1 pseudogene is annotated in these 1,568 nt (G+C 28.7%); it reads left to right on the top strand.

Features of this window, described 5'->3' with window-relative positions:
* Positions 1-91 precede the first annotated feature (91 nt).
* Positions 92-1,428, top strand: a pseudogene (locus WJW32_RS06780) (IS3 family transposase).
* Positions 1,429-1,568 lie beyond the last annotated feature (140 nt).

The following is a 1,568-nucleotide window of genomic DNA, read 5'->3' as shown; positions in this document are numbered from 1 at the left end:
ATATACTGTACCCTATAGAGTGGACACTTAAAAAAAGTCCATTCTATAGGGTATTTTATGTATAATGAAAAAAAGGACGGTGGGAGATGAAATGAGTAATAAAATATTTACAGAAAAAGAGATAGAAATATTATCTCACAACCAATATGTAAAAAGAGTTGGTATGAAAGGGATTAATTATACTGATGAATTTAAGCGTATTTTCATAACATAGTATGAAAAAGGTAAATTTCCAAGAGATATATTCGAAGAATATGGATTTGATATAAACATTATTGGAATGAGTCGTGTTAACTCATCAGCTAGAAGATGGCGTGCTTCATATTCTAAAAATGGTATCTATGGATTAGGAGATGCTAGAAAAGAAAATTCAGGAAGACCAAGGAAAGCAGAGCTTTCTATAGAAGAAAAATATGCTCGTATTGAAGCTCAAAATAGATTGTTAAAGGCAGAAAATGAATTGCTAAAAAAGATAGATATGCTGGAAAGGAGGACGATAAGAAAGAAATAAAAATATCTGCTGAACAAAAATTTATTCTTATCAATTCTGTGATAGAAAAATATGAATTAAAAAATATGGTTAGTTATTTATGTAAAATATCAGGTGTATCACGTTCTGGATACTATAATTACTTCTCCATAAAATCAAAATTATTAAGAGAAGAGCGTAATAAACAAGATGAAGTAGTAAGAGATATTATTTTAAAGGCATATAAATTTAAAAGACGTAAAAAAGGAGCTAGACAGATTAAAATGACTTTAGAAGGTCAGTTTGGAATTAGATATAATTTAAAACGAATTCGAAGAATAATGAAAAAATATAGTATCATATGTCCGTTTAGAAGAGCTAATCCATATAAGAAAATATTGAAAGCTACTAAAGAACATAGAAGATTACCTAATTTGCTAAATAGAGAGTTTAAGCAAAATATACCAGGTAAAGTTTTGCTTACAGATATAACATATTTATTCTATGGGAAAGGTAAAAAAGCATATTTATCAACAATCAAAGATGGATCTACGAATGAAATATTGGCATACAATGTTTCTAATAGCCTAGCTTTAGATATAGTAACTGACACAATAGATAAATTGATAAAAGGCAGGAGAGTTAAAATGCCTAAAGGGGGATTTATTCACTCAGACCAAGGTTTTCATTACACAAATCCTACATTTCAGAAATTAGTTAAACGTTATAAATTAGGACAATCTATGTCAAGACGTGGTAACTGCTGGGATAATGCGCCACAGGAATCTTTTTTCGGGCACTTTAAAGATGAAGCAAATATCAAATCATGCGAAACTTTAGAACAGCTTAAACGTGAAATCAAACAATACATGACTTACTATAATAACTATAGATATCAATGGGGATTAAAAAAGATGACTCCTGTCCAATACAGAAATCATCTTCTTAATGTAGCGTAGTCTTTTTTTTATTGTCCTTTACAAAGGGTACAGATTAACATTTTAATGCCATTTGTTTTTTAATATGTTTCTTAGATATGAAATGGATTTAAATATATGTTGTTTTCAAAAAAGACAAAAAGAAACAAAGGTAATTAATT

The organism is Tepidibacter sp. Z1-5, from assembly GCF_037844525.1.
Classification (GTDB): Bacteria; Bacillota; Clostridia; order Peptostreptococcales; family Peptostreptococcaceae; genus Tepidibacter_A.
The sequence above is the reverse complement of the archived record's forward strand: the minus strand, read 5'-3'. Positions and strand labels throughout refer to the sequence as shown.